Source organism: Campylobacter concisus, from assembly GCF_002913765.1.
Lineage (GTDB): Bacteria > Campylobacterota > Campylobacteria > Campylobacterales > Campylobacteraceae > Campylobacter_A > Campylobacter_A concisus_BB.
On record NZ_PPCH01000026.1, the window covers coordinates 70,764 to 83,858 of the forward strand.

Annotated in this window: 13 protein-coding genes; 12 read left to right on the forward strand and 1 reads right to left on the reverse strand. The window is 39.8% G+C overall.

Annotated elements, in window-relative coordinates; genetic code table 11:
• Positions 1-60: 60 nt before the first annotated feature.
• The 12 genes from CYO89_RS09640 (at position 61) to CYO89_RS09695 (ending at position 11,666) form a co-directional block, all read left to right on the forward strand.
• A complete protein-coding gene (locus tag CYO89_RS09640) occupies positions 61-780 on the forward strand; it encodes a hypothetical protein (RefSeq protein WP_103598121.1) in 720 nt (239 codons plus the stop codon).
• Positions 781-836: 56 nt separating this feature from the next.
• Positions 837-3,026, forward strand: coding sequence for a phosphoribosylformylglycinamidine synthase subunit PurL (gene purL, locus CYO89_RS09645; protein ID WP_103598122.1), 2,190 nt, complete (start codon positions 837-839; stop codon positions 3,024-3,026).
• A 3-nt stretch (positions 3,027-3,029) separates the two neighbouring features.
• Positions 3,030-4,079: an SDH family Clp fold serine proteinase gene (locus tag CYO89_RS09650; protein WP_103598123.1), complete on the forward strand. Its 1,050-nt coding sequence runs from the start codon at positions 3,030-3,032 to the stop codon at positions 4,077-4,079.
• 1 nt (position 4,080) lies between these two features.
• A complete protein-coding gene (locus CYO89_RS09655; RefSeq protein ID WP_103598124.1) occupies positions 4,081-4,815 on the forward strand; it encodes a TerB family tellurite resistance protein in 735 nt (244 codons plus the stop codon).
• Positions 4,816-5,379, forward strand: a complete 564-nt coding sequence (locus CYO89_RS09660) for a hypothetical protein (RefSeq protein WP_103598125.1) — start codon at positions 4,816-4,818, stop codon at positions 5,377-5,379. It begins immediately after the preceding gene.
• Positions 5,380-5,381: 2 nt separating this feature from the next.
• Positions 5,382-6,329: a hypothetical protein gene (locus CYO89_RS09665; RefSeq protein ID WP_103598126.1), complete on the forward strand. Its 948-nt coding sequence runs from the start codon at positions 5,382-5,384 to the stop codon at positions 6,327-6,329.
• Between the two features lie 20 nt (positions 6,330-6,349).
• The gene (purH, locus tag CYO89_RS09670; RefSeq protein ID WP_103598127.1) at positions 6,350-7,882 is read left to right on the forward strand and encodes a bifunctional phosphoribosylaminoimidazolecarboxamide formyltransferase/IMP cyclohydrolase; all 1,533 of its coding nucleotides are present in this window, start codon (positions 6,350-6,352) and stop codon (positions 7,880-7,882) included.
• Positions 7,883-8,042: 160 nt separating this feature from the next.
• Complete coding sequence (locus tag CYO89_RS09675; RefSeq protein WP_103598128.1) at positions 8,043-8,552, forward strand: TIR domain-containing protein; 510 nt, start codon at positions 8,043-8,045, stop codon at positions 8,550-8,552.
• Between the two features lie 168 nt (positions 8,553-8,720).
• Positions 8,721-9,761: a peptide-methionine (R)-S-oxide reductase MsrB gene (gene msrB / locus CYO89_RS09680; RefSeq protein WP_103598129.1), complete on the forward strand. Its 1,041-nt coding sequence runs from the start codon at positions 8,721-8,723 to the stop codon at positions 9,759-9,761.
• 74 nt (positions 9,762-9,835) lie between these two features.
• The gene (locus tag CYO89_RS09685) at positions 9,836-10,174 is read left to right on the forward strand and encodes a hypothetical protein (protein ID WP_103598130.1); all 339 of its coding nucleotides are present in this window, start codon (positions 9,836-9,838) and stop codon (positions 10,172-10,174) included.
• Between the two features lies 1 nt (position 10,175).
• Positions 10,176-11,366, forward strand: coding sequence for a peptidase M50 (locus CYO89_RS09690; RefSeq protein ID WP_103598131.1), 1,191 nt, complete (start codon positions 10,176-10,178; stop codon positions 11,364-11,366).
• A 3-nt stretch (positions 11,367-11,369) separates the two neighbouring features.
• Positions 11,370-11,666 (forward strand): metal-sulfur cluster assembly factor, encoded by a 297-nt coding sequence (locus tag CYO89_RS09695; RefSeq protein WP_103598132.1) that lies wholly within the window; start codon positions 11,370-11,372, stop codon positions 11,664-11,666.
• Between the two features lie 281 nt (positions 11,667-11,947).
• Here the strand turns inward: CYO89_RS09695 and ftsZ are convergent, their stop codons facing one another.
• Positions 11,948-13,087, reverse strand: coding sequence for a cell division protein FtsZ (gene ftsZ / locus CYO89_RS09700; RefSeq protein WP_012001610.1), 1,140 nt, complete (start codon positions 13,085-13,087; stop codon positions 11,948-11,950).
• Positions 13,088-13,095: the final 8 nt, after the last annotated feature.

Here is a 13,095-nt window from a genome sequence, read left to right on the forward strand (position 1 = left end):
CGCTCTCTAGTCATTTGCGCTAGAGGGCATTTAAATTTATATCTATCTTGTGTGGGGAAAATGAGGATAAAATTTCTATTTTTAGCTGCTGTTATATTATTTGCAGGGTGTGCGGGCAGGCAAATTTTAGCGCCAAGCGAAAAGTCAAATTTACTCTACCTTGAAAATAACGAAACTTTGCATGAGATGAAATTTAATAAGTTTCAAAATAGCCTAGATGATTTTAATAAATTTGCAAACATTGTCGGCAAGGCTGAGATAAAAGCAGCTAGCGAAAATGGCAAATTTAGCGCTCTTGGCGAGCTAATGCAAAGTGGCGACGCAATCAAAACGATGATCGTTAAAAACCTAGACACCAGCAAGGACGCTGTGCTATCAAATTCTAACGATATAGATGAGCTAATAAATGCAAAAAATATCAAAATTTATGAAATTTCAAATGGCGCTATAAAAAGCGTGGTTTATAGCACAAAGAGCATGCCAGTTTGCGAAGCTTTTGTAAGCGGCAAAGAGGCGATAAAAGTAAAAAGCGTGACAAATCGCCCTTTGAAAAATGGCTTTTTTGCAGTGATCTTAAGCTCAGATATATCTAATGATCAAGGCTTTTTTCTAAGAGAGACGAGGTATTATTTCAACCTTTCAAGCGAAGATGAAGAGAAGATTAAGGCTGAGACGCTAACGCAAAATTTTTACAAAACATTTATCGAAAGTGACCTCGTGAGACAAGGTGAAATTCTCTCAAATGTACTTTGTTTTAGTAAATTTCAAAAGGCTTTTTAGTAACTTTTTATAAGCGAGGTTGTAAAATAGCTTAAAATTCTTAAAAGGTTACATCAATGGATAAAGCTACCATACAAGCACATAAAATCAGCGATGAAGAGTATGAGGAGATCTTAAAAATTTTAGGCCGTGAGCCAAATTTGCTAGAGCTTGGCATATTTTCAGCGATGTGGAGCGAGCACTGCAGCTACAAATCAAGCAAAAAATACCTAAACGGCTTTCCGACAAAAGCACCTTGGGTCATTCAAGGACCTGGCGAAAATGCCGGCGTCATCGACGTTGGCGATGGGGTCGCAGCTGTGTTTAAGATGGAGAGTCACAACCACCCAAGCTTTATCGAGCCGTTTCAGGGCGCTGCAACTGGCGTTGGTGGAATTTTAAGAGACGTCTTTACAATGGGTGCAAGAGTTGTTGCGAACATGAACTCACTTCGTTTTGGCGAGATAAGAGGCGAGGGCGAGCTAGCCAAAAAGCATAGATATCTGCTAAAAGGAAGTGTCGCAGGCATAGGACATTACGGCAACTGCATGGGCATCCCAACGATCGGTGGCGAAACTACCTTTGATCCTAGCTTTAATGGCAATATCCTAATCAACGCCTTCGCGCTTGGCCTTTGCAAAAGTGATGAAATCTTCTACGGCAAGGCTGAAGGTGTGGGCAACCCAGTCATTTACGTGGGCTCAAAGACTGGCAGGGACGGACTTGGCGGCGCTGTGATGGCGAGCGATAGCTTTAATGATGAAAATAAATCACTTCGCCCAACGGTGCAAGTAGGCGACCCATTTGCCGAGAAATTGCTCATGGAGGCGTGCTTAGAGCTCTTTAAAAAAGACTACATCATCGGCATCCAAGATATGGGCGCAGCAGGACTTACAAGCTCTAGCTTTGAGATGGCTGGCAGAAGTGGCAGCGGTATGAAGATGTATTTAGACCGCGTACCGATGCGCGAAGTTGGCATGACGCCTTATGAGCTGATGCTAAGCGAGTCTCAAGAGCGTATGCTAATATGCGCTAAAAAAGGCTATGAGCAAAAGGTGCTTGAAATTTTTAGAAAGTGGGACCTTGACGCTGAGATCATCGGTGAGGTCACAAGTAGCGGTGTGATGCAGCTTTACTGGCACGGCGAGCTTGCAGGTGAAATCCCTATTGGCCCACTTAGCGAGGCAGCTCCGGTGCTTGATCGTCCAGTCGCACGTCCAAAATACCTTGATGAGATAGCAAATTTAAAAATTCAAAACAATGTCGATAACAAAACTGCATTTTTCAAGCTTTTAAAAGAGCCTGAAGTGCTAAATAAAAGCTTCATCTACGATCAATATGACGCAAATATCCAGACAAATACGATAAAACAGCCAGGTCACTTAGGCGCTGCAAGTATCAGAGTAAAAGGCACTAAAAAGGCCGTCTCTATGGCTGCTCAGTGCGATCCTAGAGCAAATTTCGTTGATCCAAAAATCGGCGCTGCAAGAGCTGTCGCTGCAGCTGGTAGAAAGGTAGCGATGAGCGGCGCTGTGCCACTTGCGATAACTGACTGCCTAAACTACGGCAACCCGCAAAATCCAGAGGTTATGTGGCAGTTTAAAGAGGGATGTGAAGGCATAAAAGAGGCTTGCCGTGAGCTAAATACGCCAGTTGTTAGTGGCAATGTGAGCCTTTATAACGACACTGACGGCGTAAGCGTCTATCCAACTCCAGCCATCGTCACGGTTGGTGTAAATGAAGATGCAAATTTAAACCTAAAAAGCACATTTTTAAGCGAGGGCAGGGCGATTTACTTGCTTGGCGAGACAAGCGGTGAATTTGCAGCTTCGCTTTACGCAAAGGCTCTATTTAACGTGGTTGGCGGCAAGCTAAAAGAGGTTGATTATAAAGCTGAGCGAGCCCTTTGGGACCTAGTAATCGAGGCAAATAAAGAGCAAATTTTAGAGTTTGCAAATAGCGTAGGCGTGGGCGGTCTTGCTATCACGCTGGCAAAAATGGCTAGCATCTCAAACATCGGCGTAAAATGTGAAGTTAAATTTAAAGAGCCAAATTTCATCTTTGACGAGAGCTTTTCAAGAGCGGTTGTGGGCGTGAAAGACGAGGCTAAATTTGAAGCGCTTGCGGCTAAATTTGGTGTGAAATTTGAAAAGATCGGTGTTAGTGGCGGCAAGAGATTTAAGCTAAATGAGATAGATGAGAGCTTAGAGGACGTAAGAGAAATTTATCTAAATGAGTTTGCGAAAATCGTAAAAAAGGAGGACTAAGAGATGTTTTCTAAAAAGGAAAAAGCAAGCGGGGAAAAGGAAGTAGAGCAAAACGAGAAAAAGGGCGTGGCAAAGCCACCAGTGCTCTTTAGCCAGACTCAAGACTTGATAAGCGCGATCGAAAAGCGACTAAATGCCCCTTTGATAACCTACTATAACTCAAACGCTGGTAATGTCTGCGGCAACGATGCAAGCGCAATGTATGAAATTTTAAAGGGCAAAAAGATAGACACTGCCTATCTTTTCATAAAAAGTGATGGCGGAAGCGGAATAGCTGCGCTTAGGATCATTAGCACCCTTAGAAACTACTGCAAAAATTTAATAGCGCTGATCCCATCAAACTGCGCCTCAGCCGCTACTATGATGGCGCTTGGCGCAAACGAGATCGTCATGGGGCCACTTGCCTATCTAACTCCAGTTGATACCTCGCTCAAACACGAACTTAGCCCTACAAATAAGGGCAACGAGCTAGTTAGCGTATCGATGGACGAGCTTAGCCGTGTGGTGAAGCTTTGGAAAGAGCAGGACAAAGATAGACCAAACGACACAAACCCCTATAACTCGCTATATGAGTACATCCATCCGCTAGTTTTTGGTGCGGTTGATCGCGCTAGCTCGCTTTCGCTTAAAATTTGCTCTGAACTGCTTAGATATCACATTGAAGATGATAAAAAGATCGTTGAAATTTCTGAGCGTCTAAACGCAGACTACCCAGCGCACGAGTATCCGATACTCTTTCGTGAGGCGCAGGAGATCGGTCTGCATGTCAAAAAGATGGATGATGATCTAAACGAGATGCTTCAGGAGCTAACGCTACTTTACTCAGAGATGGGACAGCGAGCCTTTACCGACTACGATGAGAACAGCTATCACGATAACAACATCGCAAACATCATCGAGACAAACGGCAAGCAAATTTACTATCAGATCGATAAAGACTGGTTTTATCGCCCTGAGGAGCGCCGTTGGAACGTGATGAACGACGAGAGCTCATGGCGCAAAAATGAGCTGGTAAATGGCAAGATAAAAAATACGATCTATCACTTGTGGTAATATGTCTGGAGTCCTGTTTTTACTGATATTAGGCGGTGCGATATTTCTCTTTATGAATGTCCAAATAGGTAGTAACCGCAAGAAACAAGCAAATGTAGATGAGGCTAAATTTCTAGTCTCACTACTTGCAAAAGTCGCTAAAAGTGACGGCAGAGTTAGCGAGCTAGAGGCTAGGCTGATCACTCAAGTACTAGATGACCTAAGCCAGAAAGTTATCGGCGTTAGCGGCGTGCGTGAGTATCTAAAAGAGGTCTATAACAGCCAAAAAGAAAATGTAGATAACGCCTATGAAACCGCTAGAAACTACAAGCGCGCGTTTAATCTAAACTACGATACCTGCGTGGCTAGGCTCACTTTTTTTCTAAATTTAGCCTATATAGACGGAGAATTTAACAAAAGCGAGCAAGATGTTATAAGAAATATCGCTTATGGATTTGGCATCGACAAAGAGACGCTTGATGAGATAATCTTTAAATTTGATAGCTTCTATGGCTCGAGGTTTGGTGCAGATCACGATGAGATGAGCCAAGAAAACGATGCATTTGAGGTTTTAGGACTTAGTAAAAATGCAAGCCTTGATGAGGTAAAGGCTCGCTACAAAGAGCTTGTGAGGCAGTATCACCCTGACATTTTGATGGGCAGAGGCGAGAGCAAAGAGGTGATAGAGCGCTCTACTAAGAAGCTTCAGGAGATAAATGAGGCTTATGGGCGATTAAAAGAGAAATTTGGAGTTTAGATGAAGAAATTTGTGATTTTGCTTTTGGCTGTGGCTGGCTTTTGTAGGGAGCTAAACGTGAGCGATCTTAATGGAAATAAGATTAAATTTGAGCTAAAAGATAGTGCGCTTTATGAAAATGGCAAAAAGATCGGCGAATACAATAAGACAAGCGCTGCTAGCATCATCCTAGCTGGCAGTGATGGCGTAGAGGGTGATTTTAAGGCAGTTAGAGCTAAAAATTTAAATGAGTTTAAAGAGTATATATTTTCAGATGAAGGCGGCATAAAGGTGGTGAAATTTAGCGCTAAAAGTCCGATTTGTGAAGCATTTAGCAAAAAAGAGGCTGTAAATTTAAGCGTGCTAAGTTCAAGCTATTTTAGTGGCAAGCAAATTTCAAACTATGCCTTTAGTGTGGATATCGCAGGTGGCGAGTTTCAAAATTTAGTTAAAAAGAGCCACTTTGCAGTAAATGCTAGCGGCAAAAGTTTAGAAAAACTAGAAAATTTAACAGAAGAAAATATCAAAAAAGACACAGCCATGGGGTTACTTGTGCTTGAAAAAGCGATGTGTTTGTCGGAGTAAATTTGATAAAACAGGAGAATGAAGTATTGAGCGCTCATATAATTTCAGCCTATCAAATTTCTTTGATTGAAAAAATCAATGAAGATAAATTTGAATTTAAAGATATTGAACATAAATTTATATTTGAAAGCGTAAAAAAAGAGTGTAGTATTTGCAAAATAGAAGAGAAAAACTTTAAGATATTTAAAATATTTAGTTTGTTTTTTTTAGTTCTCGAAAGTTCATATTTTGAGTACGATGGTGAAAAGACATTTTGTAGTCAAGACGATGAAAAAAATTATTTTATAAAAAATCTATCTAAATATTTCTCTAATAAAAAAGAATTAGATGAAAATAATTTTGAGCTAGATAAAAATTTTATATACTATATTATTAAGGGTAAAAACAATGGTTTAAATGATGAACAGATATCAATATTGCTTAGAGGGAGTAAGACTTTGAAAATTTTATCAGAAAATAGATATACCTCTAATGATATTGATGTTGTTTTTGCTGAAAGTGGATTTTTAATGTTATCAAATTCTAAGTTTGGTATCGATGATAAAAAAGCTGAGCGATTTATACTTTTGTTTTTAATAGGATTGGCTTACAATATAAACACACAAAAATTTATAGAAAAGACTATAAATACAGTATCAGATCCAGATAAAGCTAAAAAAGTTAAAGAATTGGAAAAAATTAGAGATGATTTTTGTATTTATAGTATAAAAAGTTTTTTCTTAAATCCAGTCAAGCAAGAAAAACATCAATGTTATGAAATTTGGGAGTTTATTGAAAGAAATTATCATGTAAGAAAATTTTACAATGAAGCTAAAAAACAAGTTAGTGAATTAACTCTTTTAATAAGAGGAGATTTAGACAAAAAATTTGAACATAAGATGATAACACTTGGCATTTTTGTGACAGTTATTGTTGCCATATGTTCATTTTTTGCAGGAAAATATCTTTAAAATTTAATAAAGGAGAAAAAATGAGAGCGTTGCTTAGCGTTAGCGATAAAGAGGGCATTGTAGAGTTTGCAAAGGGGCTAGAAGAGCTTGGCTGGCAGATACTTTCAACTGGTGGCACCTACAAACTTTTAAAGGCTGAGGGGGTAAAAGCCACTGAGGTTAGCGAATTTACGGCGTCGCCTGAGATGTTTGAAGGCAGGGTAAAGACCCTTCATCCAAAGATACATGGTGGCATCTTGCACAAACGCGATGACGCTACGCACGTGGCTCAGGCAAAAGAGCATGGCATCGAGGGCATCGACCTAGTTTGCGTAAATTTATATCCTTTTAAAGAGACTACGATTAGGACTGATGACTTTGCCGAGATCATCGAAAATATCGACATCGGCGGCCCAGCTATGGTAAGAAGCGCTGCTAAAAACTTTAAAGACGTGCTTATAGTCACAAACGTGCTTGACTACGATGAAATTTTAAAGCGCCTAAGAGAAAAAAGCGATGATTACGAGTTTAGAAGATCGCTGATGATAAAGGCGTTCGAGCATACAGCAGCCTATGATAGCATGATCGCAAACTATATGAATGATAGATTTAATGGCGGTTTTGGTGATGCTAGATTTATCGTGGGAAGCAAGGTTTTTGACACTAGATACGGCGAAAATCCACACCAAAAAGGCGCGCTTTATGAGTTTGATTATTTCTTCACAAACAACTTTAGAGCCTTAAAAGGCGAGGCAAGTTTCAATAATATGACCGATATAAATGGCGCTTTAATGCTTGCAACTAGCTTTGATGATGCACCAGCAGTGGCTATCATCAAGCACGCTAACCCTTGCGGCTTTGCAGTAAAAGATACGCTGCTTGAGAGCTACGTCGCAGCGCTTAAGTGCGATCCGATCTCAGCATACGGCGGCGTAGTCGCGATAAATGGCACGCTTGATGAGGAGCTGGCTAAAAAGATAAATGAAATTTACGTTGAAGTAATCATCGCTGCAAATGTCGATGATGCCGCGCTTAAGGTATTTGAGAGCAAAAAGCGCATCAAAATTTTCACTCAGGATAATAAATTTTTAGTCCGCGCAAATGATAAATTTGACTTTAAGCATATCGATGGTGGATTTGTATTTCAAGAAAGAGACTTCGTAAAAGATGAAGAGCTTGAAAATATGAAACAAATGAGCAAGAAATTTGCAACTGGTAGCGAGCTAAAAGACGCTCAGATAGCGTGGAAAGTGGCTGCACTAACGAAGAGTAACTGCGTAGTTTATGTAAAAGATGGCGCTATGGTGGCTATTGGCATGGGTATGACTAGCCGTGTGGATGCTGCTCGTGCGGCCGTGGCAAAGGCAAAAGAGCTAAAGATCGATCTAAGTGGCTGCGTGCTTGCAAGCGAGGCATTCTTTCCGTTTAGAGATAGCATCGACATCGCTAGCAAAGTGGGCGTAAAATGCGTCATCGAGCCAGGCGGCAGCATCAGAGATGATGAGGTGATAGAGGCTGCCGATGAACATGGCATGTCGCTATACTTTACTGGCGTTAGACACTTCTTACACTAAAATTTAGGGGTGGTATATTTATGAAGTATGAAGAGATTGTAAAAAAATTCAAGAATTAGAAGATATAAAAATTCAAGAAGAGCGACAAATTCAATGTGGGAAACAGCTTATACTAGATAATGGGTGCATTATAAATTATTTTAACACTGGAAAATTTAATTTGCAGGGAAAAAATCAAGATATAGTAAAAGAAATTTTAGAGTGCTCATTTCAAAAGAAAGTAAAAAAAATTTTTGTTGTTTACGGACACAATGAACATGCAAAAATAGAACTAGAAGCTCTTTTAAGACGTTGGGATTTAGAACCAATAATTTTAGACCAAAAGGCATCTAATGGCAAGACAATTATAGAAAAGTTAGAGGAATATTCTAAGGATGTTGGATATGCTATTGTTTTAGCAACTCCAGATGATGATGGAAAAAGCAAAAACGAGGATGTATGCAAGTCAAGAGTAAGACAAAATGTTGTGTTAGAGCTTGGAATGTTTTTAGCAAGACTCGGTAGAGAAAAAGTTGCTATTTTATTAAAAGAGGTAGATAATTTTGAAAAACCATCAGATATTCAAGGTTTAATATACATACCGTTTAAAAATAAGATTGAAGATGTTACTACAAATTTAATTAGAGAATTAACACGACAGGGGTATGTTATTGATTCTAGTAAAATATAGTAACGAATGGTAATTGCGTTGGTGATAGAGGCTGCCGATGAGCACGGCATGTCGCTATACTTTACTGGCGTTAGACACTTCTTACACTAAAATTTAGGGGCGCTTTGCCCCTTACTTCACACTTTATAACTTTAAATTTTATATAATCCTTCAAAAAAAGGAGCTCGCATGAAAAAGATATTAAATTTTCTCTTGGTTTTGGCGGTACTTTTGGGTGTAAATTTAATGGCAAAAGATGAGTTTTTAAAGGAGCAGACGATGGCAGGGCAAAATTTGAAAGAAATTTATTTAGCAGGTGGCTGCTTTTGGGGCATGCAGGGATATTTTAAAAAGATATTTGGCGTGGTAGATACAAAAGTGGGCTACGCAAATGGTAAGAGCGAGAACACGAGCTACCGTGAGCTACATGAGAGCGATCACGCTGAGACACTTTATGTGAAATTTGACGAAAATAGGGTCGCTTTGGCTGAAATTTTGGCTCATTTTTTTAGAGTGATCGATCCGACCTCGCTAAATAAACAAGGCAATGATGTCGGCAGACAGTATAGAAGCGGGATTTACTATGTTAGCAAGGATGATCTACCAGTTATTGAGAGCTTTATAAAGATAGAGCAAAAGAAATTTAAAGATAAGATCGTGGTTGAGGTAGCACCTCTTAAAAATTTTATCATTGCTGAGGAGTATCATCAAGACTATCTTGACAAAAACCCTTTTGGATACTGCCATATCGATCTAAATTTGGCAAATAAGCCGCTTTATGATGAGGCTAAATTTAAACCACTTAGTAAAGAGGAGCTAAAGAAAAATTTAAGCAGCGAGCAGTATGCCGTGACGCAGGAGGCGGCGACTGAGAGGCCATTTAGCAGCGAGTATGATAAATTTGACAAAAAGGGCATCTATGTCGATATCACCAGTGGCAAACCGCTCTTTTCAAGCGCTGATAAATTTGATGCAGGGTGTGGCTGGCCAAGCTTTACAAAGCCTATCACGACAACGGCGCTTTCATATAGCGAGGACAACTCATTTATGATGAAAAGGGTAGAAGTTAGGTCTCAAAACAGCAACGCGCACCTTGGGCATGTATTTGAAGATGGGCCAAGTGATAGGGGTGGGCTAAGGTACTGCATAAATGGCGCTAGTCTTAAATTTATACCGCTTGAGGATATGGCTAGGCTTGGATACGAGGAGTTTATCCCCTACGTAAAGTAGCCTTTTGTTGAAGCAAATCAATGTTTTGAAAAGTTTAATCAGAGTATAATTCTCCAAAATCAAAAGGAGAAAAAATGAGTGAATTTTTCAAAAATGCAGAGCAGTTTAGCGTCGATGGTGCGACGGTGCCTTTTTATAAATTTAGTGAAAATGGTGTAAGCTTTGTGGGCTTTGACTCACGTCCTTGCGTGCCGCCAGAGCCTATGATAAACGCGCTTTTGGCTATAAAATTTGCTGATAAAAACATAAATATCGTGATGGTAAATCACAAATTTCCAGCTGGGCTCATCCCAAAGATAGAAAAGAGCTTTGACATTAAGCGAGAGGACCTAGAAGGCGGGGCTGTGAAGATGACTTTTAGCCTAAAAGAGGGTGCGAGCATAGAAAACATAGACACCAGCCTTTGCCACTAAGATGCTTTTAAATACCTATGCGCCGCCATTTAAACTAGTTGGCGGCTACTTTATCGCTGGCATTTTTTTCTTAGCACTTAGCATTGGAGCCTTTTTTTACGCTGATTTTGAGGCGATTAGCTCGATAAACACGGCTGGCTTTTTGCATATATTTTTCGTGGGCTTTGTGATGAGCATCATCATCGGAGCGCTCTATCAGCTAACCTCAGTCATCTTAGAAAAGCCATTTTTCACGGTCAAAGGGGCTATTTTAAATTTAGCCATCTTTTGTCTGTCGCTGCTTGCTATGAGCTATGCGATGATATTTGGCGAGGCTAGGATTTTACATATCAGCGGAGCTTTTCTCTTTGGTGCACTTCTCTTTTTTGGCTCGACCTATGCGCTAAGCTTTATGGATAATCAAAAAAGAAGCTTCGCTGCCTTTGCACTCTTTGTCTCGGCGATATTTTTGCTAGTTGGCATAACGCTTGGATTTTGCCTAGTGATGATACTTGGCGGCACGCTTATGCTTGATTTTACTATGACGTTAAAATTTCATGTATATTTCGTGCTTGGCTTTGTATTTTTCGTGATACTTGGGGCTGCAAGCGTGCTTTTACCGATGTTTGCGCTGGCGCATGATCTTAAATTTACACTCAGCAAAGCATCTCTTGCCGTTTATATTTTGGCTGGGGTTTTGCTGGCGGTTGATGAAAATTTAGCCATTTTTGCGGTGGCTGTGGCGGCTTTGCTCTTTATATCTCAGGCGTTTTATATCCTGAAAAAGCGCGTGAGAAAGGCGTATGATTACTGGAACGTGAATATTGCTCTTTCGCTGCTTGCTTTGTTTGTGGCTGCTATATTTATGATTTTTGAAAAGCTAAATTTGGCCGCATTTTTTATGATATATGGCTTTTTGTTTGCCTTTATCGTGGCTCATCTTTATAAGATCGCGCCATTTCTCATCTGGTATCACTATGTGGCTCCATTTGTTGGCAAGGCAAAAGTGCCACTGCTCGATGCGATGATACTAAAAAAGGCGGCTTATTACGCCATAGTTTTTAATGCCATTTCGCTTGTTTGCTACCCTTTGGCAGTTAGCTTTGAGATGAGAAATTTGGTCTATGCAAGTATGATTTTTATGGCTTTAAGCATCATTTTGCTTGCTGTAAATATGATAAATGTTTTTAAATTTACTGGTTTTAAAGGATAAAAAATGAAAGAAAAAATTTATGATGCTCTATCAAATATCGTCGATCCCGAGGTTGGCTTTAATATCGTTTCGCTTGGACTGATATACGACGTAAGCTGCGATGAAAACGGCAAAGCAAAGGTAACGATGACGCTTTCAACCAAGTCTTGTCCGCTTCATGAGATGATACTTGGCTGGGTTGAAACGGCTGTGCTTGGAGTGGAGGGTGTAAAAGAGTGTGAGATCGACCTAGTTTGGGAGCCAGAGTGGAATATCCAAATGGCAAGTGACTTTGTAAAAGCACAACTTGGAGTGAATTAATAAATTTGGCTAGAAATTTAGCTTAGCTAGCAAATTTCTAGCTTTTCTTCTTAAACTTCTACTTCAAATTTTAAAAATATCATAAAAGAGTAGTTAAATTTGCCTGGTCTGCTTAAGCTCTTTAATAAATTTACAAATAAATTTATACAAGTAAAAACTAAAAATGCGAGCTATAGAAGATAATTTTAGGCGTTTGCTAGATAATGGTTAAAATTTGAATATATAAAAAGGTAAATTGCAAGATAAACTTGCAATTTAACAGGAGAATTTTTAGTTAGGACTTAGTCCATTTGGTGGCGAAGATATGATGGGATATCTAGCTGAGAGATATACTCATCGCTGTTATATCCACCACTTACTCTTCTTTTTAAAACGATATTTTTATTTAGAAGATCGTTTTCAGGCTCTTGGGCTATTTTTTTTTCTTCGCTTTCTTTTTCTGCACCTTTAAAACCTGTTGCGATGATAGTAACTTCGACTTTATTGTCTTCTATGTTTTCATCAGTTGTTGTACCAAAGATCACATCAGCATCATCATCAGATGCCTCTTCGATCATTGACATCGCGCTATGAAGATCATCAAGTGAGCAGTTTGGATGCATTTTAAAATGAACTAAAACGCCAAGCGCTCCGTTTATGTTCATGTTGTCAAGTAGTGGTGATTGGATAGCATTTTTGATAGCCTCTTGAGCCGCACCCTCGCCATAAGCCTCGCCAACGCCCATCAAAGCATGACCTCTGTGACTCATAACTGTTTTTACGTCAGCAAAGTCGAGGTTGATATCGCTAACACCAGAGTCAAGCACAATAGAGCACATACCATTTACTGCTCTTGCAAGCACTTCATCAACCATCTTAAAGCTCTCTTTGATGCCTGATTTTTTATCTATCAAAGTTAAAAGTCTGTCGTTTGGTATGATAACGATAGAGTCGCTCTCTTTTCTAAGCTCGCTTAGACCGATATCAGCTAGCTTGCTGCGTTTTTTGCCCTCAAATGAAAAAGGCATAGTCACAACAGCAACTGTTAGCGCACCTATCTCTTTTGCAGCTTGTGCAACAACTGGAGCAGCGCCTGTGCCTGTACCACCGCCAAGGCCTGAAGCGATAAACACAACGTCAGAAGTCTCAAGAGCACTTTTTATCTCTTCGTAGCTCTCTTGTGCAGCTTCTTTGCCGACCTCTGGTCTCATACCAGCGCCAAGACCTTTTGTCTTTTTCTCACCAAGCTGTATCTTTGTGTGTGCAGGAGAATTGTCAAGTGCCTTAGCATCTGTATTTGCTATCATTAGATCAATGTCTAAATTTGGATTCTCTCTTATGATGTGGTTTATCATATTACCACCGCCACCACCTACGCCTACTACCTTTATCTTTGCGCTATATAGGCTCTTGTTCTCTTCGATTGTGAAACTGTTGCTCATTGTAAAAA